General features: G+C 38.7%; 1 protein-coding gene. It reads right to left on the bottom strand.

Annotation, left to right across the window (positions count from 1 at the left end; all coding sequences use genetic code 11):
- Window positions 1-228 precede the first annotated feature (228 nt).
- Window positions 229-717 carry a replication/maintenance protein RepL gene (locus ACFS25_RS31670; RefSeq protein ID WP_381509216.1) on the bottom strand — a complete coding sequence of 163 codons (489 nt, stop codon included), beginning with the start codon at window positions 715-717 and terminating at the stop codon, window positions 229-231.
- Between the last annotated feature and the right edge of the window lie 207 nt (window positions 718-924).

Here is a 924-nt window from a genome sequence, read left to right as displayed (position 1 = left end):
CGTCTAGCAGACGAACCCTTTAAATACAACTATGCGAAAAATTATTAAGGTTTTTAATAGCCCCTAGATGGCTTAGAGCTATCAATCTAGGGGGTTTACGACTCTCGTCGTGGGGTTGGCCTATCCTCACGGTTGTATCCCTACAGAGCCGCTGACGTTCAGCACAATCGTTTAGCCCATTTTTCATCGAGTTGCCATTAGCAGCTCCATCTCGTTTTAGCTAATATTTTATGCAGCCTTAGGCTGTTTTTTATGTTTGGGCTCTCTTTTTATAGCGTGGCCTATCAATTGAGTACTATAAATAGGCTTTTCGTCTTCCTGCTCTTTCTCTGTTAGATAGACTTTAGCATCGAAGTGGGCATATCTCTTTGTATCTGCTGAGTCTTGCCAAACGATCTGAGAATTGAGTGCATACACGTTTGTATTGCCGGATTTGAATACTGTCAAAGCCTGCTTCTCTTTTAGATATACAGTGCAGACGTGTATTGTAGTCCTACCTAAATCTAACATGTCTGCTAGCGCTTGTTGGCTTATGACAAGAGCATTTCTATTATCCATATGTTGAACAAGCCAGAAGAACACCCTTAGAGCTGTAGGATTCTCTCTAGTCGCTTCAATAACAAAATCTAAACTGTCCTTATAGAATTGCACGAAGTTGTTATTTACTTCTTTCAATTCATCAGTCTTAGGGTCGATTACTGTTTTTTCGTGTTTCATATAGCTGAACGTAACTGTTCCAAATATCGAACATGATGTTCATTTTAACAAACATCATGTTCAAATTACTGAACATGATGTTCGAACTGTGTTCAGTCAGCTACCGAACACTTATGTTCAGTAGTACTGAACATCGTTTGAGTTCGATTATCTTTTAACTTGTTGATTATCAAACAACTATCTGTGAATGCTTTTTTTTTCCTTCTG

The organism is Spirosoma flavum, assembly GCF_042686045.1.
GTDB classification, from domain to species: domain Bacteria; phylum Bacteroidota; class Bacteroidia; order Cytophagales; family Spirosomataceae; genus Spirosoma; species Spirosoma flavum.
This window is presented reverse-complemented; position numbering and strand designations above follow the sequence as displayed.

Bases quoted from the DNA above. Each gene is read 5' to 3' on its own strand.
- ACFS25_RS31670 (WP_381509216.1), bottom strand. From the start codon at position 717: ATGAAACACGAAAAAACAGTAATCGACCCTAAGACTGATGAATTGAAA.